Source organism: Hafnia paralvei (assembly GCF_020150375.1).
Taxonomy (GTDB): Bacteria; Pseudomonadota; Gammaproteobacteria; order Enterobacterales; family Enterobacteriaceae; genus Hafnia; species Hafnia paralvei.
This window is the reverse complement of sequence record NZ_CP083737.1, coordinates 911,980-933,722: the sequence shown is the minus strand read 5'-3', so window position 1 is coordinate 933,722 and position 21,743 is coordinate 911,980. Positions and strand designations below refer to the sequence as shown.

23 protein-coding genes and 2 pseudogenes are annotated in these 21,743 nt (G+C 43.1%); 12 read left to right on the top strand and 13 right to left on the bottom strand.

Translation table 11 applies throughout. The features are described 5' to 3' along the window. Positions 1 to 3 precede the first annotated feature (3 nt). Positions 4 to 1,821, top strand: a complete 1,818-nt coding sequence (locus K9N75_RS04260) for a phospholipase D-like domain-containing protein (protein ID WP_224452269.1) — start codon at positions 4 to 6, stop codon at positions 1,819 to 1,821. A 195-nt stretch (positions 1,822 to 2,016) separates the two neighbouring features. Beyond that, positions 2,017 to 3,051: a hypothetical protein gene (locus K9N75_RS04255; protein ID WP_224452268.1), complete on the top strand. Its 1,035-nt coding sequence runs from the start codon at positions 2,017 to 2,019 to the stop codon at positions 3,049 to 3,051. A gap of 378 nt (positions 3,052 to 3,429) precedes the next feature. Here K9N75_RS04255 and K9N75_RS04250 read toward each other — a convergent pair whose 3' ends face one another. From K9N75_RS04250 to K9N75_RS04235, 4 genes are all read right to left on the bottom strand, one after another. Continuing rightward, positions 3,430 to 4,872, bottom strand: a complete 1,443-nt coding sequence (locus K9N75_RS04250) for a hypothetical protein (RefSeq protein ID WP_224452267.1) — start codon at positions 4,870 to 4,872, stop codon at positions 3,430 to 3,432. 556 nt (positions 4,873 to 5,428) lie between these two features. Next, a complete protein-coding gene (locus K9N75_RS04245; protein ID WP_224452266.1) occupies positions 5,429 to 6,541 on the bottom strand; it encodes a hypothetical protein in 1,113 nt (370 codons plus the stop codon). A gap of 112 nt (positions 6,542 to 6,653) precedes the next feature. Continuing rightward, positions 6,654 to 6,854: a helix-turn-helix transcriptional regulator gene (locus tag K9N75_RS04240; RefSeq protein ID WP_032742976.1), complete on the bottom strand. Its 201-nt coding sequence runs from the start codon at positions 6,852 to 6,854 to the stop codon at positions 6,654 to 6,656. A 516-nt stretch (positions 6,855 to 7,370) separates the two neighbouring features. Further along, on the bottom strand, positions 7,371 to 7,820 hold the full coding sequence (locus K9N75_RS04235; protein ID WP_224452265.1) for a hypothetical protein: 450 nt from the start codon (positions 7,818 to 7,820) through the stop codon (positions 7,371 to 7,373). Between the two features lie 417 nt (positions 7,821 to 8,237). Between K9N75_RS04235 and K9N75_RS04230 the strand changes: the two genes are divergently transcribed. After that, the gene (locus K9N75_RS04230) at positions 8,238 to 8,852 is read left to right on the top strand and encodes a hypothetical protein (RefSeq protein WP_224452264.1); all 615 of its coding nucleotides are present in this window, start codon (positions 8,238 to 8,240) and stop codon (positions 8,850 to 8,852) included. Here K9N75_RS04230 and K9N75_RS04225 read toward each other — a convergent pair. The 7 genes from K9N75_RS04225 to K9N75_RS04195 all read right to left on the bottom strand — a co-directional run bounded on the left by K9N75_RS04225 (position 8,839) and on the right by K9N75_RS04195 (position 12,603). Beyond that, entirely contained in the window at positions 8,839 to 9,768 is a 930-nt protein-coding gene (locus K9N75_RS04225) for a tyrosine-type recombinase/integrase (protein ID WP_224452263.1), read from the bottom strand. The two genes, K9N75_RS04230 and K9N75_RS04225, sit on opposite strands and share 14 nt — an antisense overlap. Before the next feature lie 46 nt (positions 9,769 to 9,814). After that, positions 9,815 to 10,267, bottom strand: coding sequence for a RadC family protein (radC, locus tag K9N75_RS04220; protein ID WP_224452262.1), 453 nt, complete (start codon positions 10,265 to 10,267; stop codon positions 9,815 to 9,817). A gap of 1 nt (position 10,268) precedes the next feature. Further along, a complete protein-coding gene (locus K9N75_RS04215) occupies positions 10,269 to 10,730 on the bottom strand; it encodes a hypothetical protein (RefSeq protein ID WP_311136420.1) in 462 nt (153 codons plus the stop codon). Positions 10,731 to 10,849: 119 nt separating this feature from the next. Then, on the bottom strand, positions 10,850 to 11,242 hold the full coding sequence (locus K9N75_RS04210; RefSeq protein WP_224452586.1) for a DUF2787 family protein: 393 nt from the start codon (positions 11,240 to 11,242) through the stop codon (positions 10,850 to 10,852). Positions 11,243 to 11,268: 26 nt separating this feature from the next. Then, positions 11,269 to 11,517 (bottom strand): TA system toxin CbtA family protein, encoded by a 249-nt coding sequence (locus K9N75_RS22810; protein ID WP_224452260.1) that lies wholly within the window; start codon positions 11,515 to 11,517, stop codon positions 11,269 to 11,271. A 331-nt stretch (positions 11,518 to 11,848) separates the two neighbouring features. Further along, on the bottom strand, positions 11,849 to 12,337 hold the full coding sequence (locus K9N75_RS04200) for a hypothetical protein (RefSeq protein WP_224452259.1): 489 nt from the start codon (positions 12,335 to 12,337) through the stop codon (positions 11,849 to 11,851). A 113-nt stretch (positions 12,338 to 12,450) separates the two neighbouring features. After that, a complete protein-coding gene (locus K9N75_RS04195; RefSeq protein WP_224452635.1) occupies positions 12,451 to 12,603 on the bottom strand; it encodes a hypothetical protein in 153 nt (50 codons plus the stop codon). Between K9N75_RS04195 and K9N75_RS04190 the strand changes: the two genes are divergently transcribed. The 9 genes and pseudogenes from K9N75_RS04190 to K9N75_RS04155 all read left to right on the top strand — a co-directional run. Next, on the top strand, positions 12,531 to 12,728 hold the full coding sequence (locus tag K9N75_RS04190) for a helix-turn-helix domain-containing protein (protein WP_236936170.1): 198 nt from the start codon (positions 12,531 to 12,533) through the stop codon (positions 12,726 to 12,728). The two genes, K9N75_RS04195 and K9N75_RS04190, sit on opposite strands and share 73 nt — an antisense overlap. Positions 12,729 to 12,739: 11 nt before the next feature. Then, positions 12,740 to 13,267: a hypothetical protein gene (locus tag K9N75_RS04185; protein ID WP_224452258.1), complete on the top strand. Its 528-nt coding sequence runs from the start codon at positions 12,740 to 12,742 to the stop codon at positions 13,265 to 13,267. Between the two features lie 14 nt (positions 13,268 to 13,281). After that, the gene (locus tag K9N75_RS04180) at positions 13,282 to 13,641 is read left to right on the top strand and encodes an acyl-CoA dehydrogenase (protein WP_224452257.1); all 360 of its coding nucleotides are present in this window, start codon (positions 13,282 to 13,284) and stop codon (positions 13,639 to 13,641) included. Between the two features lie 31 nt (positions 13,642 to 13,672). Beyond that, positions 13,673 to 14,008, top strand: coding sequence for a hypothetical protein (locus tag K9N75_RS04175; RefSeq protein ID WP_224452256.1), 336 nt, complete (start codon positions 13,673 to 13,675; stop codon positions 14,006 to 14,008). A 311-nt stretch (positions 14,009 to 14,319) separates the two neighbouring features. Beyond that, positions 14,320 to 14,433 (top strand): annotated as a pseudogene (locus tag K9N75_RS04170) (TA system toxin CbtA family protein); the annotation flags it as partial. Then, positions 14,430 to 14,510 carry a DUF5983 family protein gene (locus K9N75_RS22865; protein ID WP_445991593.1) on the top strand — a complete coding sequence of 27 codons (81 nt, stop codon included), beginning with the start codon at positions 14,430 to 14,432 and terminating at the stop codon, positions 14,508 to 14,510. The pseudogene K9N75_RS04170 and the gene K9N75_RS22865, both read left to right, overlap by 4 nt. A 61-nt stretch (positions 14,511 to 14,571) precedes the next feature. Then, positions 14,572 to 14,847, top strand: a complete 276-nt coding sequence (locus K9N75_RS04165; RefSeq protein WP_224452255.1) for a hypothetical protein — start codon at positions 14,572 to 14,574, stop codon at positions 14,845 to 14,847. A 105-nt stretch (positions 14,848 to 14,952) separates the two neighbouring features. Then, the gene (locus tag K9N75_RS04160) at positions 14,953 to 18,960 is read left to right on the top strand and encodes a tetratricopeptide repeat protein (protein ID WP_224452254.1); all 4,008 of its coding nucleotides are present in this window, start codon (positions 14,953 to 14,955) and stop codon (positions 18,958 to 18,960) included. Positions 18,961 to 19,134: 174 nt separating this feature from the next. After that, positions 19,135 to 19,464, top strand: a pseudogene (locus tag K9N75_RS04155) (integrase core domain-containing protein); the annotation flags it as partial. A 238-nt stretch (positions 19,465 to 19,702) separates the two neighbouring features. Here K9N75_RS04155 and K9N75_RS04150 read toward each other — a convergent pair. Next, positions 19,703 to 20,221, bottom strand: coding sequence for a hypothetical protein (locus tag K9N75_RS04150; RefSeq protein WP_224452253.1), 519 nt, complete (start codon positions 20,219 to 20,221; stop codon positions 19,703 to 19,705). 51 nt (positions 20,222 to 20,272) lie between these two features. Beyond that, the gene (locus K9N75_RS04145) at positions 20,273 to 21,556 is read right to left on the bottom strand and encodes a tyrosine-type recombinase/integrase (RefSeq protein WP_224452252.1); all 1,284 of its coding nucleotides are present in this window, start codon (positions 21,554 to 21,556) and stop codon (positions 20,273 to 20,275) included. Positions 21,557 to 21,743 lie beyond the last annotated feature (187 nt).

The window sequence follows — 21,743 nt, the reverse complement described above, 5'->3', positions numbered from 1 at the left end:
ATCATGTCATTAACTACATACGTAATAGTACCTTTTGGATACGGCATACATCGTTTTAGTTTAGCGAAAGCAAAACCTTGGGGGCCAATTGAAAAAATATTGTTAGGATATATTGCTAAAACACCTTGTACCTCAACTTTTTTAGCTAAGACATCAAATCTCCCCAGGCAACTCGTCGTGGAAATGCTAATCCCTCTGATGAAAGCTGGATGGATCGAAATAAAACCAATCAATGATGAATATTTTTTTGTAACGACGAATAGGGGGGCAGAAGTAGCCTTATATGAAGAACTACCTACTGATAGCATCCCTTATTCAAGAGTTAGAAGTTTTATGGTGGACCCTTTGACTCGTGAGTGTTACCGATACGAGAAAAGAAAAAAGAAACAAAGTTTTCAACTATACTCTAAACATAATATTTTAGATGCTACAAAGTCATTCCGTGGTTTATGCTCTGAATTAAATATCATCTCTAGCTACACTACTACCTTATCTAGAATTTATGAAAAAATCACAAATTACGATGAAGAGGTTATTGATATAGAAGATGACATAATAGATACAAATTATTCTAAAAATATACATTTTGCTCTTGCCGCCATAGACGACATGGGGAATATTACAGGAGTGCCCGAAATATCAGATGAATTAAAGTGTGAGATAATTAAAAGAGATAAGAAGATTCGTGAGCGCGCAGAGATATTAGATATAAGTAAATCTGATATCTATGTTGGGGAAAATATTAATGAAACTGTTAAAACGCTACCAAAACGGTTAATTAACAAAGAGCAAGTTAGACTGATTGCAGGTCCCGAAGAACATCGGATGCATCTTTTCAATTCAATAATCAATGCAAAAAGTAGATTAATTATACATTCTACATTTATCAATGAAGAATGTATTGCTGATGTGTTTGATAATTTAATAGATGCGGCACAACGATCAGTTCAAATTGATATTCTATGGGGCCAAACAGAACCAGAGGAACAAAATAAACTTGAATCTTATAAAAATGTCATAGCCAAATTTGACGAATTAAATAAAAAAATAGTACAAAAAGGATTATCTACACAAATAAAATTCCATAGAGCCCCCACTCTATCTCATGCAAAATTCATAATTCATGATGAAATACAGGGTATTTACAGCGCTACATTAGGTTCGTGCAATTGGCTATCGAGCAGATTTAATAGATTTGAAGTATCTGCCTGTATAACCGACGATTTAATCGTAGCAGATTTAACTGATATATGCTCCCATCTATCAATGGGTGGAACTGGATTAGCAAATAACCTGAGCAGAGAACTAGCTGTTTTCTCTGCAAGCTTATATAAAAATGTTAGTATACGCAAAGAATCAGATGGTAATACTAGCGTTCAAATAATTTCTGCACCTGAGCATCACCCTATAGTAAAACAAGCTTGCAATATAGTTAAAAAAAATATATTTATTTGTAGTCATAGAGTTAGCTATGCGGGTGATAGACCTATAATATTACCGCTGAAAACCGTGAAAGCGCACGATAAGAATATATCTATTGATATTGCTTATGGAAGATCAAGTGGGGATCTAAAATCAGCCGAACTTAAGGAATTAAAACAAAATCTTCAGTCTTTAGGTTTCAATATTACAACAGCAGATAATCCTCAAGTACATGCTAAGTTTTTCTCTTGGGACAATAACAATATTGTAATCACAAGTCTTAACTGGTTGTCATCTTCTTCTAAGGGTGATATTTACAATGAACTGGGTTTCCTTATTACACTTCCTGGCATTGGAAGTGAAGTGAAGGAAAAATTCCATGAAATGTATCCGGAATAATATTTATTGTTAGAACTCATTATATGCCATCCTATAATGATGGCATATATCCCCTCTAATATCTACATAACAGCTCCCCCTTTACCAATAACCTTCTGTAAAGTTACATCTCTTAACGATGAAAATATCATATATATTATTAGTTACACAATTAAATTCATCTCAGCACACATTAAAATACAAGGAGAGGTTTTGATGGCAAGAAAGAAAATTTGGGCATACGCCATCGATAACAAAAATGAATACATTAAAAATAAAGAAACAAATAAAGAGCGATTATTCTTTATCTGGGAGGTTATTAAGATGCGAAAAGAAAACCCTAAAGAACTTTCTTTGCTAACCTTTATGAGCACACAATCTAACAAGGATAAACGAGCAGAGTTAACACCAGTTAAAAAAACAAAAACAGCCTTTTTCAGATATAAGTCTGATTCAACAGCATTTACCGAAAGCCATGATTCTGACTCAGAATACATATCTCATGAAACTGCAATTCTAGTTTTATCGGAAATGAAAAAAATAAACTTTCAAGATAACGATAAAAATTATGAGATTGAATTCGACAATATAAAAAAAGACGACTTACAAATCAAATTCGAAGATGGCTCAATTTATTATCCTGATCTAGTAGGTTTTTTTAGTAAACCAATAGAATTAGCCAGAAAATGGGGGAGGAAGGTAGCCATTGAAGTTAAAGTAACTCACAAATGCAGTTATGAAAAAATAAAAGATTTCCAAGACCATAATATACCCATAATTGAAGTTTCATTATCGGATAAGATGAGACTCAAATCAGAATTAAACAATACTGATATCGACGAAAATGAAATGGAACGATATTATAACTTTTTAAAAAGTAAATTTAATAACATTGTTTATATGAAAATATTATCTGATCCTATAATGTTAAATGAGCATAAATTTATAATTAACAAAAAAAATGAAACGATTATGAAGGCTATAAAAGAGATTGAATCATTTAAAGGCCAGTTGGCAAAAAAAACTGAAAAAAAAGAATCATTTGAATCAACAATAAAAGAAATGAAACAGGAAATTTTTAAGCTAAAAGAATCAATCGATAATACAAAACATCTTAATAATTCTTTGCTAACGCAATTAGATAATGAAAAAAACAAAGCTAATTCATTCAATGAAAAAATTAATGAATTAAAACTCAAGGATTATCAAAGCATGAACTTTCTAGAGCGTTTTAAACGACTTTTCAGGTAAATTCTTTAATAAAGAATAAAGAAACAACAGGATGCAATAGAAGATATATATTTATAAAATTCTCCAACTAGAAATTATTTACGAATATATAATACCTTAGGCGTTAAATTTTATCTATTGCTTCCGCTCAATCAAAAGATATGGATGGGACCATTCAGTAACCTCCTCATATGAAACAAACCCATCGTGCTCCAGTGCGCAACCCCCCTTATGGCTGGCAACATAATCGTATACAGACTGACTTTCCAGCCCCTTTAATATGTGCGACAGCAGCTTCCGGCGCATCACATCTGACTTCCTGAGTTTACGCGCTGCCACATCTTTATAGGTAATGTTGAATGGTTGTATGAAGATGACGGGTCAAGATTAGATTAATGTTTAATGTTTTGTCTTCAATTCAAGATAAGGGTGATTCCAGCATATCCCACAGTTACTCACCATCCCATCATGCTCAATCGAACTGCATACACCGGGATTAGCCAGCACTGCTTCATACACCGCCTTACTCTCAATACCCTGAATCATATGGGACAACAAACACCGACGAACACTCGCAGTGATCTTGTCAGGTTTAACCATAAAAGACTGACGAACGGCATTACGTATGGCCCAGCCACGACCGGGGCAATTAACATGCTCATCAAGATAACGCGCCACCAACTTGTTAAGTGCCCTTCTCACTGGCCGAACAAACTGAATCCACTCATCGGCCTTTTTCACCGCTTCATTGTAGCCATACAAATCACAAAGCTTACGAAACGCAGCGCTGTCCTTATGCTTACGAAACTCTCCAAGTGAGTAAATCAGGGTATAGATAAGCAACTTAGCAGCCTTTTGATCAATATTAAACCGACGCATGACCTTCTTCTTGGTGATCTTTGCCAGCCGCTTACATTTAATACCGTATCGCTCCAGTTCATGTTTCAGAATAGTCAGTTGACTGCTTTTGATATCGTAGTTAATACCCACAACAACTTCCCATTTGATAGCGGCCTTTAACGCCTGAAAGCCACCATTCTTCTCAAATGAACGAGTTCCTCGCTCTGCCAGTTTGTATTCAGGAAAATATTCAACCACCAAAGGAACACTTGAAACCATCCTGCAACCACGCTCAGCCAGATGCTGGAGGAAGTGAGACTTCAGAGCAGCCTCCCTTTCGTCTTCAGGAACGTAGGCCTGTAGCTTATCAAGGTTGATACGCAACGCCCCCATGTTGAGATACACCTGACGCATATATTGCTGGGTTTCACGGGATACGTGACGCGTAGCATGGCGGGGCTTATTAAAGTGCGATAACGCTTTGTGGATCAGTTGTTCCTCCGTCATGATCTTTACGTCACGAACACGCTTACCCACAGACAGATAAATGTAACGATCATCGCGCTGCCTGTAGTCATCAGGCGAGACTTCAAACCAGCGTTTGAGGTATGCCTTGGACAAAGCAAAAGTACGGCTTTTCCCATTCCCATAAGAGTATTTTTTAATATCTATAATTCCTGCATCTTTCAGCAACTCTAACGCCCGGTCACAACACAGGTATTTATTTTGTTTAAAGACAAACGGTAATTCCTTTTTACCCAGCTCATTATATATTGGCGAGTATTGCGTCCATGGATTATCCTCCGGGGTGTCTTTAGTATAAAGAAAGTTATTACAAATCAAATGCTGCAAAAACCGTTGAATATCCAGATAGTATGACGGAGACTGGCGACCATCTTTCCCAATGAAAGGTATGGTATGTACATCCTCAATGAACTTATTATAAGTATCAAGTGTAACCAGAATGCCACGTTTAATAATATAACCCACAGAATATTTCACAGAACACCTCGTGATTGATAGTTGCATAACACAAGAAACACTGTTGTTTTTTACAACATCAATTACGAATACCTTAAAGAAGGCCAATTTTTTTTCATATCACTCATTCACTCATAACACTCACGCTCTTCTCGCTCTACTTCCGCTGCTGCTCATTATCACTATTAATATGGCAGTGACATATACATACTATATAGTGAGTAATATAGAGTTATACCTGATAACTACCTTGAGGATTGTATTAACCGGCATAATTAACAAAAGTGCAGAGTCGTAAATACAAACATAGATTCTGTGTTATGGGGATAATCATCAATCCCTGCGGTTAATACCAGGGTACTAAAGCCGATGTTTGGAATAAAAAACCATCGGCGGTTTTCCCCTACCATTATACGAGATGCTAATCTGACACTAAACAGCAGCGGTAACTAGCTGGTCTATCACACCAAAATTCTGCAACAATGGGCGGTTTAAAACCTTCATTTTCAGGTTTCTGATTCAACATATCCGCCATTACCATACCATGAAAACAAACGGCATCCCTGCCCAACTACCATTACCCGTCTTTCAGTCGCAACTGAAGCCACTTCTGGCGATGCTTAAATTGCCAGTATTGCGGTTGCGCGAGAATCCCAAGTTTTGCCACAACAAGCGGTAACATAGCCCATACAGCCTCTGAATCGAATAATTCCACACGGTAGCGCTCCATGAGTTTATCAACGCGCTTATCAGCAGCTTTTTTTGCCGGGCTGACCTGCTTACCATTCAGACTGGCTGACGGCAGGTAATCCGCTCTGGCAACCGGGTAAGGAACATACTCACGTAGCAGGCGAGAAAAATCAGGTTCAAGCTCAGAATCTACCAGCGCGTTACGGTCATAAAATGCGAGTTTAGAAACCAGATTCTCCATGCTGAGCAGGTTATTAAGCATGAGCTTTTGCTTACCGGGTGATAAACGCAATTCCAGTCGCAGAAACCGTCGGAACTGTTGCTCATCAAGCAGAAGGACAGCTTGTTCATACCTTCTCTCAGTTGCCACACCCGGAGCATCGGCCTTTTCATATATTGACGCGACGATAGTCGTAGACCCCAGCCGTAACCCTTCCTGCTTTCCATGCAAATCATTAAAGTCGCCGCTCCTTGCACCAACCAGCCTGATTAAATAGTCATGGATCTTCATTCCCACCACATCCAGCGCGTAATGAATAGTTGTTATCCAGGCATTACGTAATCCCCAATACAGATACTTGCCGATGCGTCCCTTCCGCCCCAGCCACACAAACAAATCCGTTATCTGTTTCGCAGAATAGTGCTGGGGACTAAGTTCCATTCGCTGAAATCCACGCTGACTACTGGTTGGGTCAAAATGGATTGCCAGCAATATGGGGTGTTTGCGCGATTTAGCTTTCAGTCGGATCTCGACTACATGACGATAGTGCCCGCCACACTCATATTTACCAGCCGGTCGAACTTTGATCAGGTAGCGCCCACCTGAAGCTAGGCCAAACAAACGCTGTCTGAGTATCTGATTTTCTTCCCGGACATGCATGTCCGTTACCCATGCTATTTTGTCTAAACTGCCATGCGTAGACTGGCCTGCACCATTAACTCCAAGTGAGGTTTTGTCACGTAAGGATGTTACCCGTTCACGATTAAATTGTTGCGTCATATTCTGTTCCGATAGCTCATAGCAGTAACAGTGCTCCCCCTTTCATATGCAGGTATCATCACTGTTACTGGTTATATGGTTGGTGTGTCAGGGGTTGGATAAGGCTTACAGATCACTGTGTATTGCTAATCCCACGAGACTGAATCCAGTTTTGAATTTCATTTGCTCCCCAGCCCACAGCCCGACCGCTATCACCAGTCAGTTTCTTAGATTTTGGAAAGTCTCCTTTAGCTATGAGTCGGTACAACGTCGCGGACGAGATCCCGGTCAGGTTAAGAACTTCTTTTTTACGGAGAATACGGTTGGTGTTCATGCTTGTGCTCCTTTGAGCTGTTTCAGGAGCTGAGCTATTTACAAGCATGAAAAATCTCAAGGATTTGCTTCGGATTGAGCTCCAGACGTCAATCTTTGGCTTTCTTTCGAAATTAGTACGTCATGGGACGACATAAATCATCCCAATAATGACCATTAAATCACGCCACACCCACTGAGGCTCAACGGTTAAATAACAATCAAAAAAATATAGAAATGGCGATTATTATGCTGAGAAAAAAATAGCGCTCTTTGGAGTGGGAAAACAGAAAATCACATGTAATGAACAGGAGTTGAATTTAATAACGACTGGAAGGGTCATCGAATACAGGCGAAATGATTGCCTTGATAAAATTTGGCTGGGTAAAAATGCTGGAAAGTTGCATGAGAAATTGTGATGGCAGGCTCATAAGAACTACAGGCAAGGAATTACCCATAGCACTTAAATTTCCCCGCTAACTGCTGCATCAGCAGGGAACTGTTTATTTAATCAACTTAAAGGTGTTGTTAGCAATAACTACCTACCATTATGAGACCATGAAAGGTTATGCATATCGAGCAAATCACCCGCCGACAAATCTGTGCTGCTGTACCTGACGATAACATGGTTGCGATGAATATTAAAATCACCGTATAAATCAATGGCTTGCTGGTGTAGTTGTTTTGCTGCAACACACTGTGAACAGGCCTGACTTCCACAAGGAATGTATGTGCACCTCTGTAGTATCATTGCTAACTGGCCGGCCCCTCCAATCCCCCAGGCAACTTGTTTGTAGTTTTCATGATCCTCCATACTGATACGAATGTGTCGGGCTCCTTCCTTATTGAGCTTTCTTATCCGCGACTGATTATCCGCCATAATGGCATCGATGGTGCGTTGCGATAAACCAATCTGTCGCCCCATAGTTTCAAACCACGGCGTTAACTTTATTGTGGATGCAGAAGTTTCACGTTTAATCGTTTTCATTTTACTCCTCCGCCAACAGTTGGATGTTGGCCCTGAAATCAATATTAGTTTCTAGGTAAGCTAATTTTTTGCTATCAATTAGCGTCACAGCGCGGAAAATAAACCTTTCTTAATGCGTTTGTTCATTGTGGTTACAGTTCCTTATGTCATACGATGAATCTCGTTTTTACAGTGATTACGGTTGGTGTTCATGCTTGTGCTCCTTTGAGCTGTTTCAGGAGCGGGGTTATTTACAACCACCAAAAAAGGTAAGGATTCACTCAACGATGCCTTCGTTGAGCACGTTGAAGGCATCTTTCATGTGGATGTCATTCGAGAGCACTTATTTTTGTCTCCGAAACGGTCACATAAAGAGGCTATTTACCACTGAGGCTCAATGGTGATATTTTGAACAAAACACTGTCATGGAGGTGACCTGTGATTGGTAACCCAAGCAACAAGGCTGACGCGAAATGCCACCGGGCACGTAAAAGCAGTAATGAGGTCTTTGAATTTCTGGAGAAGAAGCTCTATCTGGGGCGGGATACCCGACAAAAATTGGCGCTGATTTCCCGGAAACTGACGGGAACGGGTTTTAGCCCGGATAAAATCGACGCAAAGAAAGCGGCGGATGTGCTGAGTGCCTGCGTGAATCACATGTTTAATGACCTGCTCAATGAGGGAGAGCTAAGCGGGATTTATGGGCTGGAGGAGCACCCCATGATAGTTCCGGCCAGGTCCCCTAAGGCACTGGAAATCTACACTGTTTACCAGCAAGTTAAAGGCCGCTTTGACAAGCTTCACACGGGGGAGTCAGATCGTGAGAAATGCGCATCGGTGGCAGCAAAATTTAATGAATGCGGGCCGGAGAAACCGTCATTTAAACATTTCTCTGACAGTGAACAATGGACGCGTGAGGATGTTGAGTGGATGCTACAGCCTGAAAATATCAATGCACTGATTAACATCCAGAATCAAAAATACACGCGGTTGAATGCTGAAGATAAAACTGAAATCGCGTCTAGCAACGTTTCAACAGCTAAAAACACCTGATACGTCTGCTGGCGCTGATTTTCATGCTCTCACCACGACAGTCATAGCGCGTAGTCGTGGATATGTCGCTGTGACCTGCCAACTGGCGGACGGTGTTGATATCCACGCCCTGCTCCAGCAAGCGGGTGATGAAGGTACGCCGCATGTCATGTGGAGTAAAACGCGCAATACCTGACGTATGCTGTAACTCCACCAGGATACCCGTTAACCCGGTTGTTGTCAGAGGCTGGCTGGCGGTCTTCCCGTTGCGCTGAATACGGCTGAACAGTGCGTTTTCAGCTTCGTTTACGCTGACCTTCAGCCAAGCGCGGATAGCTTTATCAACTGCATCCGCCACGTGAATTTCACGGTATTTACGCCCCTTCCCTTGCCTCACCGTCAAGATACCGTTGTCATAGTCCCGGCGTTCAAGTTTAACCAGTTCCCCGGCCCGCAGGCCCGTTCCACAAAGCGTCAGCACTATGGCGGTATCACGGTAGCGCCGTACCGGTTGCGGATGCTGTTTTGTGGCATGAATCAGCGCACGGATTTCCTGTTTGTCTAGAGCCCTTCCTTTGCGCTGGATATCACCACTTATGCGCTTAACTGACCGGATACGTGCCAGCATTTCGGCATCCATGCAATTGAGGTTAAAGGCCGTCTGCGCTACGCCCCGGAGTGCTGACAGCGCCATGTTGACCGATGACACGGCGTAACCGTCATTCAGCAGTGCCGCGCGCACTTTGGCGACGGCGGCGTAGTTAAGTTGTTCCCACGGATAGTCTGCTGCATCCGCACCGCATTTAAGTATGCTGGCGCTGCGGTTTAACAGGCTGATGATACCTCTCCGTCCCGAGGGTGCAAGACCGCCAGTATACGCATCGAACACGGTGGTTTGCACCACCGGCACGACCTGACGTAACGCTGTCCTGCTCATGCGCCTAACCCGCAATAACGTACATTAAACCAGGTAACTTTCAGCATCACACCAGCCCCCGTTCAGCCATCGACACCGTTTCAGTTCCTGCCACGATAAAGTGATCAAGTAACCGTACATCCAGCATTTCCAGCAGTTCCTGAAGCTTTTTAGTCAACTTGATATCACAACGGCTGGGTTCAGGCTCGCCGCCGGGGTGGTTGTGGACAAGGATGACGGCGGCGGCGTTATGTTTCAGCACACGCTTGATAACTTCACGGGGGTGAACACTGACCGAGTTTAGCGTACCCCTGAACAGGATTTCGCGGTGCAGCAACTGATTCTGATTATCGAGCAGGATGATGCCAAACTCTTCATGTTCAAGCGGTGCCAGCTCAACCATTATGCACCGTCGAACATCATCAGGGGAACAGAGTTGAACGCCACGCTGGTAGTACCGGCTGATGATGTCACGCGCCTGGTCGAGGATACGGGTTTCACGTTGGGAAAACATGGTCATTTCAGAACTCCCGTTCAATGAAGTAAATGGCGTCGGAAAACAGCTGGCGGCGGGTTACGCCAGTACGCAGGGAGAAGACTTTGCGGGGCATGGTGGTTCGCCCGTTGCTGTCAAAGAAACAGAGCGTTTCCTCATCCATTTTGACCAGAAGGGACCAGTGAAACTGGTCGCTGAGCATAATCAGGCGGGAATGGTCAGTGACGTCAAGAAACCGCTGCATTTCCCTGAAAAGCCGCCCGTCTGATAACCCTCGCTTCCCTGCAAAGGGTTTGGTGATTTCAACCGGGAACTGGCGGCTGTAATGCCCTTTCTGCAACACCTGAGCTATCAGCCAGTCTAAACGGTCTTCTTCAATCCCTTCAGTCAGCCATTCATGCAAAGGCCAGCGCTGCTGATAAGTCTGAATAAGCCGGTTCATTAACGGGCGTCGTTTCACCCTGCCATCAAACAGCCAGCTCAGCATGTTAACCACGCAATAAGCACCGCAAAGACAGTCCAGTTCGCCCTGTTGAGACGCACGTATCCCTCTGTCAGTCGTCACAGATAATTCCTCATAAGATAGTGATGATTAGTGTGGTGGGGTTAGCTTTCCCACAGGACGGTAATGGTGTAGACGTTCATGGCGTGATACTGAATAAAGTTGGATTGCCAGAGTTCAAATAACTCCTTTCCGGCGTTAACAGGCAGATCACCAACATGGGCAAGAAAAACATATTGCTGACTCCAGCTAATATCAATTTCCTTTTCCAGTTCTGGGTATACCGTCCCCATATAACCGAAGTCGGTGATGTAATCAAAATACCATTCATCATTGCGTGAAATAATCCGTATTTCGACAGGATGGTAACCGCCCTTTTCAGCACTGTAACTCAGGTCTTTAAATAACAGACTGACAGCGGTAATTCTGGCTTTATGCGGCGGTGGATTTCCCACTTCATTTAATATGATATGTATCAATTCCTGACTGACGGGCATAGTCAGCCCTTCCTGATGTATTTTATTCATTTTAATTCCATGTATTGATTGACGGATAGTTCATTAACTTCACTCAATGGAGTGTCAACTGAATCAAGTCTGTGCAGATCATACTTATATGCCCATTCATTGACTGCCTGATAAGGACGCACACAATCAGTCCAGTATCTTTTCATATAACTTACCTCACAAAAGGCAGTGTTGTTAATGTCTATGCCATAATACTTAATGAAGAGTTTATTAACTAATTCCTGCCATTGTAATAATGAATACACAATATCCCCTGTCAGATATAGTCATAATGGTGTTCTTTAAATATAGTCAACCCTCCAGTGAAGGATTAACAAGAATGAACGTTTAAAGAATATGATGATTTAAATGGCTGGCTGCAATTAATAACACTACCCAGCAATGAAATTATACCAAAAATATACTTTCATTGCAAATAATAACAATAAGAAATCAGTTAGCAATTCAGTACGGAAATAACTGAAAACAGATTTTTATTCATTAATAAGTAATGGCATACTTTACATTCCGCCATGTCAGACGGGCCAGGGTTCCGGGGTGGTTCCTTCTGTCTGACATGGCGGAAAACTGACGCTATCACACCTTCCCGTTCAGCTTTTCAAAGAGGCGCTTACGCTCATCTTCGGGCAGCTTCATGATTTGTACCGCCAGTTCAGAAACATTGGGCCCCTGAGACATCAGTTCGTCCTTTACCAGCCTGAGGGCCTGCTCCATCAGTTGCGCCCGCGAAGCTGGCGACATATTGCGATACAGCTGCACCCAGAGGCTTAGCTGGCGATCACTGTCGTTGAGAGTAAACGCTTCGCCCTTAGCCCTGTTTCTCTCATCATCAAGCGACATTGTGGCTGCGCTAATATGGTAAACAACGCCTTTCCCGGTAGTCCTTTTACGACGTATTTCCGGGTGCAGGGATGCCAGCTTTTCCAGGCGCATCCTGGCGCCACGCGCAGTGCCCGGCATCCCCTCAATATGAGTGAATTCCTCTGCTGTCAACCAGTCTTTAGCCTCTTCAACAGAAGCTCCAGGATGAGTAGGTATAGCCGAAACTGTTCTCTTACTGCTCATATAAATTTCACCAGATATCAATGCGTTAATATGAAAACCAACAAATAGATACCAAAAGAACTTGAAAGGTATCTTTTATTCGCATTTAATATCCATGTACTGATTCCATGGAGTTAATACTGTGCGTAACTCAACAGCATCGCAGAAAAAGCAGAGCAAAGGAAGTTCAGGGAACTGGCATCGTGCCGATATTGTGGCAGCACTTCACAAGCGAGGGTTAACGCTGGCGTCGCTTTCACGCAGTCACGGCCTTGCGCCACGTACATTAAATAATGCCTTAGAGCGTCATTACCCCAGAGCTGAGCGCATTATTGCCGGGGCTCTGGATACGACACCGGAAACATTATGGCCGGAAAGGTATGCCCTTAAAAATGGACCTAATAGCAGGTAAAGGATGCAGCCATGGCAACCACCATCACTGAAATAACGGAATGCTTTGAGTATTTTTTCAGTTCTCTTTATCGCAGGGAGTTCGCCAAAACCCTGCGTCTGAACGAATGTAGCGAGCGGGAATTACTGCCTCTGGTACGTTGCTATTTGCTGGGTTGGTTTGCAGATAATGTCTCACCGGAAGTAAAAAGCAAGCTGCCAGGAACTGTATCCGGGCACGGTTACATTGATTTTGTCATTGATGATGTAGCCGTTGAGTTTGCAGTACGTAAACCAACTGCGGCACGTTCCAATGTCTCCGCAACTGTAAATAGCACTGAAGTTAAAAAGTTGATGAAGCATGACGGCAAAGCCTTGCTTGTGCTGTTTGACTTCTCTGACACGCCCTACTCAGAAGAACAGATCGAATCTTTCCGCAACTGGCCCTCTCTCGGTCGAGGGAATCATCGCAAGTCCGCATTCAACGTCGTTTATTTCTTTGTGGGAAAACGCAGACCGCTGACACTGGGGAAAATCACCAAAAACATCCGTATCACTTAATAGAGAATTAATTAATGAACAGAAAACTGTTGGCCTTATTGATGGCAGCCATAACGCTACCTGTCGCAGCAGCGCAGTACGTAAAACCCGGAGCGGTTCTAACCCTGAATCCGGGAAAGGGCAATGCTGAATTCAACATTAATGCCTCAACAGGAGATGGCTCAGGCGTATGCAATATGGAAGGGACGGCAAACCAAATAGCTGCCGGAGAAAGCCAGAAGCGTCGCTGGGTCTGGAATGACAATACCAGCCAGTGTGTCGCAGTAATTAGTGAACTGAATAACGGTAAAGCCAGTTTTATGACTCGTGGTTGCGAGGGATACTGCGGAGCCTCTGCGGCGGGCACAATGGATGGCCTATTTAATAAGAAGTAAATAGTATCGCTAATTAATGAAGGAATCATAGATGAAAAGAGCAATACTTCTGGTACTCATAACCGCTGGTTTGCTGGCTGGCTGTGGCGAAAAAACACCGAAATGCAGTAGTGATGATGCTAAAAATCTGGTCGTTGATATAGCCAGAAAGACAATTGAGAAAGGGATGACATTAGATAAAGATGTGCGGATTACAGTAGAAAATGTCAGAACAATAAGCCATGAATCAGGCCTTGATGTTTATCAGTGTGCTGCTGATTTAACGTTTACAAAGCCAGACCTGAAAGACTCATTGCCAATAACTTACCGGGTACAGAAAACTGATGATAATAATGGCCAGTTCTATATAAACGTATCTGGGTTATAACATCCTTAAACTAGCAAATATTAGGATTCCTTTTGGGTAAAGTAATTCACATTTTACTCCAAAAGGAATCCTCATGAATAAGATCATCACATTTACCATTGTAGCTATGATCGTATTTAGTTGGTTAGGCACACACAATACAACTAAGCCAGAAAAAGCTCCTTCGGCTAATGCGCCATTCATTATTAAATCTAACGTGCCCGGTACATGCAGAGTCAGTACAATGACAGCTTCTACAGATACCAAACAGAATATACCTGTCGTAGTGTGCAAAATCAGCATTCCGACTGCAATCACTTCCAGTACTACCAGTTACTGATATCGATATTCTCCGCGCCCGCCAAGCCACTGAGCTGATGACCCGCTACACTTACAAAGTGGTGACCGATATCACCACAGGTAAATACCGCGAGGTGCAGCCATGAAATTATACCTGATGGTGGAAGCCGATGGCATCAATGTACTGGTCCTCAACATGGGCCGGATAAGCATGGATAGCTGACCCCAGAGGCACACAACGCCCAGCCCGCACTTATCGCGGGCCTTTTTTATGGGGATTCAGCATGCAGGCTGAAGCCGAAGTTTTAACCGGCATCCCCCGTACTGAGCGTAAACAGAAACGCGAAGCCGTCAAATTGAACGGCGTAAACAGCCATGCCCGCCGTCAGCAACAGAGCAAGGAAAAATGGACTTCTGAAACAGAAAGAGCAAGAACAGATACGCGTATGTTTGACCGCAGAAAAGTTCAACATCCCGACAGTCAAAACCAATATAGGAGCGCGGGCTACGAACAATGTGCACAGGTTGGCACCCTCATTATTCTGGGGCGATGGTGGTGAAGCTTTATGGCTTTGCTTCAGCCTGAACAAGTTGATGACTAACAAGAAGAATTGCACAATCAGCTGGAGTATACTTTTGGCATAGGGATAATTGATGGTGCCTAAATGACTGCGACGCCAAGCCATAAAACCGATGCAAAGCGCGATGCTACTGACAGTATTCGCGGATACGTTTACCAGATTTATCAGAGTGTCCTTGCATGGATCAATCTCAATGAAAGCGAAATTTTGTTCCTTGAATGCGCGGAAGACTTTGATATCTGTTCAGGGCAGTCCGTTATTGGCACTCAAGTCAAAGACTTATCCGGCAATCTAACGCTTCGTTCGCCTGAAATTGTCGAGACGCTTAACAACTTCTGGTCTTTGCAGCAGAACAATCCCCATCACGATGTTACCTTACGATTTTTGACGACAGCCTCAGCTGTCGATGAAAAAGGCGCCCCCTTTGGGAAAAATCAAAAAGGGCTTGAATACTGGCAGAAGTGCCGCCCAAACACTGAGCAGGTTGAGCCATTGCGTTCATTTCTTTTAACGCTCCCGTTGAACCCCGCGCTTATGGAATTCGTGAAGTCTGCGCCCGTGGATATTCTCTGCCACAAACTCATCAATAGAATTGAGTGGGATTTGGGAAATAAGAAAAAAGATGCTTTGCAGTTGGTCATTGAAGATAAGCTCAAATTGCATGGTTCAAAACTCGGCATTAATACGCATTATTCACGTCAAGTGCTACCGCATCTCCTTAAACACGTCGCAGATTTACTTTCTACAAAAGGTTCAAAACCACTTTTTCAAACAGGTTTTTGGGATGCATTCGAGTCGGCCACCATGGAGTCGGTCCCTAAAAATGAGCTGGATAGTCTGCGAAGGAACAGCGGCTTGCAGCAGTTCATGGATAATGCAGAAGTTAGCGAAATATCAAGACTGCTTGCGCGCGTGCCTACGATTGGGAGGCCACTGCCGGTTGTAGAGGGTGCAGTGCGTCGAACTGTCCTTGTCGAAAAGTTAGAACGACAGCTTTTGTCTTCTCAAGTGCTTTTTTTACACGGCAGCAGCGGAACGGGTAAAACAAACCTTGCGGCCTTGCTTTCTGACAAAATAGGTGGGCGTTGGGGATGGGGGAGTTTTCGGGGACGGTCCACTGATCAAATAAGGGAAATGCTTTCCCGTGCAGCAATAGAAGTCAATACATCCACCCTGCCAATCCAGTTGGTGCTGGACGATCTGGATTTGAGTGACATTGCAGACTTTGAGAGTGAACTTATCACGCTGATTTTCACTGCTATGCAAAATAAAGGCAGGGTTGTCGTGACAGGTCAGAAGCCGCCCCCCATGCCGTTATTCCCTAAGCTGTGGCTTTCTCAGGAGAGCGAACAAGCCATTCCCTATTTTGACGAACAGGAGATTGGGGCGTTAATTAAAATACACGGGCTCCATGATCCGAAAAAAGTTTCTCAAACTGGGCGGGGGATTTATTATTCCACTCGGGGGCATCCGCAATTAGTGCATGCAAGGGTCAGAACGTTAAGCGGTCGAGGGTGGTCTGCAACGATTGATGACATCTTGCGACCAGAGGATGTAGAGCGTATAAAAGAAGAAGCCCGCAGCCGTCTTGTCAGGGAGTTCCCTTCTGATGCTGCCAGGGTTTTGGCTTACAGACTCAGTCTCGTTTCAGGGTCTTTCCGGCGTAATATTGTTACCGCTATTGCGGGAGCACCACCTCCCATTCGATTGCCCGGGGAGATTTTTGATACGCTCGTTGGTCCCTGGATTGAAAAGGAAGGTAGCGACCTTTATCGAGTATCCCCATTGTTGGCTGGAGCAGCCAACGATACTTTGCCTGAAGACGAGATTAACGCCGTTCATATCAAGATTGCGCACAGTATTGTTAATGAAAAAGAACTCAACCAGTACGATGTGGCGAATGCATTCCTGCACGCATTCTTGGCAAAAGAAAAAACGATACTTATTTCTCTGGCAAGCCAGCTTATTACAGAGAGCGATAAGCATTTGAGTTACCTTCGTGATTCAATGGCTTGGTTTGCAGAAGTGGCCTTGAAACCAGGCCAAACGATTATTGATGATGAAGCAATGACTGAGCTGCTGCTTCGTTTACTTCAATTCAAACTTATTGTGTCTTCGTCACAAGAAGCGAAGGTATTGGCGAGTATTCTTAGAATAGAAGGAATCATTGCCTCAATTACGCTTGAAAAGCAGAAGCATCTCTCAACCTTAATGGCCTATGGCTGCATTTTAGCTAATATAAAGGTACATGTTCCGTCATTAACGGTGGTCAGATTACTGAGTTCTATGATGGACGCCCTGGACAGTGGTGTCGTAAATAACGTGTCTTTTCCCCCTTATCCCGGTGCATATTCTATTGATACAAACGATCCAGTTACTCTTCTGTTTTCTCATCAGGCAATTAGAGTCAATGGTCTGGATGATCTCCGTGAGCTTGTAACTTCACTTGACCTCCTTGAAGAGAGTAAAAGAAGCAGGCTGCTTGCTGTTTGTGACATTGATACTGATTTTTCGAATGTTTTAATTAACCAGTCATGCTGGAAGGAAGAAAAAGGCAGCTCCCTGGATATTCAGAAAACGCTGCATATACTCCGACTTACAGAAGCGAAAGCCCGCAAGTGGGGGGCGAGAAGACTCTACAAAGCCTGCTTGTCCAATATTTCAGTTATTTATGATGAATATGAGCATTCATCCGATGAAGCTTTATCTGTACTGGACGCAGCAGAGAGAGAATTTAAGGATGATGCCACTTTGAGCAATCAGCGCGCCAAGGTACTGTTTCACGCAGAACGTTATTCAGATGCGATACATTTTTTCCAGAAAGCCTTGCTCTTGCCTGATTTGGGTAATGTGGATTATGTCTTTGCCTGCCGGTATATGGGCATTGCTTTTGCTAAATTGAACGACTGGTCAGAGTCGGCCGTTTTTTTCCAAAAAGGTGCGGAAATTACCGGGCAATCAAAGATCCAAATAAAAATAAGAGTTGGTTTGATGGCAGATGCTGCTGTGTCCTTATGGCGGTCAGATAAGAAAAAAGAATGCCTGCTTCTCTTTGCTGGAGTGTTGGAATGTCTGCCGTCAATTGAAACCAAGGATGATATTCGAGCCCACCATTTGCATGCCACGGTTAGGCACTGTATCGCATGGGTTCATTTTGAAACGATAGGATATTCTGAACATGACTTAGTCGTGCCCCTACCAGGAATGTGCAGCAATCAGGAGCCCCATGAAAAAATTGTTGATCACCGACTCATTGATATTAGTGGCTCGTGGGGATTGCTGGTAGCAACCTGGGATTATTTATCCCTGGGAGATGAGATTCAGAAACGTGCTCATATGGCAACAAAAGGCAGGATGCCATTAAATTCGGTATTTTATGGTCGGATACTGGCGCTGGAGTCATTATTCAGAGAAAAAACATTTGATAAATTGATTCCGACTCTTGTCGGGGTGCATGAAGGGATATCATACAAGAAAATCGTGGAGCAAAATAATATTGACATCTATCAGGTTGGGGAAATACCTCCAGTTCCAGAGGATTACTGGAGTGATGAAGCACCATGGGTGTTAAATAGCCAAATAGTTCTTGCCGCCTGTATAACAAGTTTTGCAGAAAGTTCTGAGTTGCCTTCGCTTTTAAATTCATGGAGCGATATGCTTAAGCATATCGCTGAACCTTCTACGGACTTTAAGGGGCTCATTGCTGTTTTGCATGGAGAAATGCCCAGTAATAACATTTACCAACAAGCGGCATCTGCACTGCTGGCATTACAAAGCAATTCTTTAACACCAGTTCAGCTATGGAAAAATTCATGCCGATTATTAGAGGTGTCCAGACTGGTGAAAAACTATACGGCGGTAGCACTGGAAGCATTGCTTGTAAAACGATGGTTTTTTGCTTCTCAGCAGCAGAAATTCTTTTTCAGCGCGCCAAGGATTTCAGCAGCTAAAATTGAAAGAGCTTGTCTTGGCAGTGAGTATTCAGGATTAGAGAAAGTTGCCTCAATATTAATTATTGCTGAATCTTATCTAGATATCAGTGTATCGGGTGAATTAATGATGCTGCTTAAAAGCATTAGAGATAAAAAATAATGCGCTTTTGATTTTTTTGTAAGAACAACTTATGCAGTATCAGATTGTCTGGTGACAGTCTGTCGTGATAATTAGTGATGGAATTGAAGTCTTGTTGGATGAGATGCCTAAAGACGTGGACCTGCTGAACGCAGAAAGGTTTCGATGAACATACAGCAATAGGGCAGCATTATGTACCCGCTGAAGATGCGGATGGACAACGGGCAAGAACTGGTCTCATTGGCGCTGGCACAATAGGCCGAAGAACATGGCGTGCAGCTCGAATTTATCAAGCAGGGTAAAACAACACAGAATGCTTTTATCGAACGGTTCAACCGGGCATACCGGACAGAAATTCTGGATTTTTGCCTGTTCAGAACACTGAATGAAACACAGGAAATTACCGAGCGCTGGCTGATGGCATATAACAACGAGCGGCCTCATTAGTCCCTGAACAACCTGACGCCGGAAGAGTACCGACTGATGGCCGAATACACGGAAATCTCAAAAAGTGTGTGGAACTAAAACGAGTGTGCTTACAGTTACACGAAAAAGAGTTAATAGTGTAATTGATAATTATGCTTGATGTAACTTATTGATCTTAATGGTGCTATAATAGAAGCCGAACCTACGACTTTCGCATTACAAATGCGAGCCAACTCCCAAATGAGTACAAATAAAAATATTAATTAAAACATTATAGTCAACAAGTTAGAGTTCGAATAACGGTTCAACGTAAAAGGTAACTTCATTGCGTTTTCTCTTAATCATCTGGAATCATTCTTAATGCTGCATCAAGTTCATCATTTAACATGCTGCCTACAAACGAACTTTGTGAGGCAAAGTATTTTACTCCCGGACCAAGAGCACCAACACGCTTTAAAATACGTTGCTGCGCTGCATAAGCTGGCTTTATTCTACTATCAACATCTTTCCACCATTTGAGGCCATACTTTTTAATTATCTTCCCTTTTATTCTTTTAAAATACGCCTTACTATCTTCACCTTTATAAGAAACTAATACACTAGCCCAAATCATTTTCTTGTGAATAGATAATGGCCTATACTCCCGCTCAATTAAATCATTTCGAACATTAGGATGTAAAAGCAAACTACCATCAAGTATTTTACGTTTTATCCACAAACGTCTGGCACACTCATAGATGCTTTTCTTGACTTCTTTTTCAAGATGTCTGGTATAAGTTGCCCAAGTTTCTAGATCATCAACTAATGATAATTTCTCAATTAGAGTTTGCTGTTCGATATTGAAATTGCTAAGCATGAATAATCCCTTCTATTGCAGCAACATAAATTAATAATACATCTGTATTTGTTATTTTATCAGGCCATCCAAGTAATCCGCCCATACCTGCAGCCATTTCCGGCACTCCGCATCATACTTATACAAATTATAAATCCCTTCAACGCCGCCACGTGTATGCCCCAATACGGCCTCTGCTACCTCATTTGGACACTGCAAACGAGATAGCCCAGTTCGTACTGTACGACGCAGATCGTGTGGCGTCCAATGAGGTATATCAAGCATTTGACCGTTTTCACGTAGACGCCATGAGTTTTCAGTTAGATACTTCTGCTGAATTGGCTTCTTTGTGGCTTGCGAAGGGAATAGATATTTATCAGAGGTAAGCCGTAGTACTTTGAGAAAGTCGATTGCCTGATCAGATAACTGTACGTAGCGCTCTATCCCTGTTTTAGTTTCTCGCAGATGAATAGTGCCTTTTTCAAGATCAACATCCTTCCATGCCATATTGCAGACTTCACCTGTACGACACCCGGTCCAGAGAGTCAGACGTAACACGTTTTTGATCGTTGGCGTATAAGCAGAACCCGGAAGCCACTTAAGGAATTTAGCAAGCTCGTCCTCACTCAGTACTCGTGTTCCACGTCCATTTGTGAGCTTGATTCTGGTCTGTCGTAAGCTGGATTTTGCTAACAACGCTGGATTCGCAAAACTGTCATCAAAGCGCCCAAGGCCAATTGCAAATTCATAAGCGAGTGAAAGCTCCCTCAGAACATTACCAGCCTGTACGGTTGCACCTCGGGCTACAATGCCATTAATTAAATTGATGACATCCTGACGCGTAATCTCAGCAGCATTTCGGGTTCCTAAGCTTTTAACAGCGTCACCATAGAGAGTACGACGAACCTCAGCCTGCCCTTTCGGCTTTCTGGCACCGGGAATGACCTTCCCGTCCTTCGTTTTACGATCCTCAATACGCTCGGTAAGATACAGCTCAACCAACCCTTCAACCGTCAGCACTGCCGCTTTCGGTTTTTGGCTCTCTTCTAATAACCGTTGCTTCTCATCTTTTTGCTCAGACGCCGGACAGCGCCCTTCACTTCTGATTAGTTTGAGTTCTTGCAACTTCATACGTGCCATTGCGAGCGAGGTTTGCGGGAAGCTTCCAATTTTTACCTGTGACAGCTTATTGGTCACTGGGCTAGTATAGCGGTAGAAAAAGGTCTTGATACCAGAAGCACCGCAAGTCACACGCAGGCCCCGGTTCTCACCCGTATCAGCCTTGTTTTTGTCCCCAGGCTTCATCATTTCGACCGCTTTGGATGACAAAGGTTTGCCTGCTGGTTTATCCGTCATATAAGATCCATTTTATGGCTAACCACTTGATTTACTAAGGCTGAAATCCAGCTTTTCTTTCCAAGTGTAGGTTGTGAGTTTATTTAGTGCAATTATACCATAACCCACATAACAACCTACACTTTGACCTACACTTATATGTGGGTTTTGGTGATTTATTATGAGACAACGTGATATCTAATGAGAA

Bases quoted from the DNA above. Each gene is read 5' to 3' on its own strand.
- K9N75_RS04260 (WP_224452269.1), top strand. From the start codon at position 4: ATGTCATTAACTACATACGTAATAGTACCTTTTGGATACGGCATACAT.
- K9N75_RS04255 (WP_224452268.1), top strand. From the start codon at position 2,017: ATGGCAAGAAAGAAAATTTGGGCATACGCCATCGATAACAAAAATGAA.
- K9N75_RS04245 (WP_224452266.1), bottom strand. From the start codon at position 6,541: ATGACGCAACAATTTAATCGTGAACGGGTAACATCCTTACGTGACAAA.
- K9N75_RS04240 (WP_032742976.1), bottom strand. From the start codon at position 6,854: ATGAACACCAACCGTATTCTCCGTAAAAAAGAAGTTCTTAACCTGACC.
- K9N75_RS04235 (WP_224452265.1), bottom strand. From the start codon at position 7,820: ATGAAAACGATTAAACGTGAAACTTCTGCATCCACAATAAAGTTAACG.
- K9N75_RS04225 (WP_224452263.1), bottom strand. From the start codon at position 9,768: ATGAGCAGGACAGCGTTACGTCAGGTCGTGCCGGTGGTGCAAACCACC.
- radC (WP_224452262.1), bottom strand. From the start codon at position 10,267: ATGACCATGTTTTCCCAACGTGAAACCCGTATCCTCGACCAGGCGCGT.
- K9N75_RS04215 (WP_311136420.1), bottom strand. From the start codon at position 10,730: ATGCTGAGCTGGCTGTTTGATGGCAGGGTGAAACGACGCCCGTTAATG.
- K9N75_RS04210 (WP_224452586.1), bottom strand. From the start codon at position 11,242: ATGCCCGTCAGTCAGGAATTGATACATATCATATTAAATGAAGTGGGA.
- K9N75_RS04200 (WP_224452259.1), bottom strand. From the start codon at position 12,337: ATGAGCAGTAAGAGAACAGTTTCGGCTATACCTACTCATCCTGGAGCT.
- K9N75_RS04195 (WP_224452635.1), bottom strand. From the start codon at position 12,603: ATGTACGTGGCGCAAGGCCGTGACTGCGTGAAAGCGACGCCAGCGTTA.
- K9N75_RS04185 (WP_224452258.1), top strand. From the start codon at position 12,740: ATGGCAACCACCATCACTGAAATAACGGAATGCTTTGAGTATTTTTTC.
- K9N75_RS04180 (WP_224452257.1), top strand. From the start codon at position 13,282: ATGAACAGAAAACTGTTGGCCTTATTGATGGCAGCCATAACGCTACCT.
- K9N75_RS04175 (WP_224452256.1), top strand. From the start codon at position 13,673: ATGAAAAGAGCAATACTTCTGGTACTCATAACCGCTGGTTTGCTGGCT.
- K9N75_RS22865 (WP_445991593.1), top strand. From the start codon at position 14,430: ATGAAATTATACCTGATGGTGGAAGCCGATGGCATCAATGTACTGGTC.
- K9N75_RS04165 (WP_224452255.1), top strand. From the start codon at position 14,572: ATGCAGGCTGAAGCCGAAGTTTTAACCGGCATCCCCCGTACTGAGCGT.
- K9N75_RS04160 (WP_224452254.1), top strand. From the start codon at position 14,953: ATGACTGCGACGCCAAGCCATAAAACCGATGCAAAGCGCGATGCTACT.
- K9N75_RS04150 (WP_224452253.1), bottom strand. From the start codon at position 20,221: ATGCTTAGCAATTTCAATATCGAACAGCAAACTCTAATTGAGAAATTA.
- K9N75_RS04145 (WP_224452252.1), bottom strand. From the start codon at position 21,556: ATGACGGATAAACCAGCAGGCAAACCTTTGTCATCCAAAGCGGTCGAA.